Consider the following 203-nt stretch of genomic DNA (forward strand, 5'->3'; position numbering starts at 1 on the left):
TCAGTGCCGCAGGGCATTCGCATGGCTCGAAACACAGCCGACCTATGTGAGTAATCCACATAGCTCGAAAACACCTCGGACCTGTGTGAGTAATCCACATGGCTTGAAAACACCCAGGACCTGTGTGAGTGTTTCACATGGCCCGAAAACACCCCGGCCCTGTGTGAGTGTTTCGCATGGCTCGAAAACACCCCGGCCCTGTG

Source organism: Pseudomonas sp. SZ57 (genome assembly GCF_009495975.1).
In the GTDB taxonomy this organism is placed as follows: Bacteria; Pseudomonadota; Gammaproteobacteria; order Pseudomonadales; family Pseudomonadaceae; genus Aquipseudomonas; species Aquipseudomonas syringae.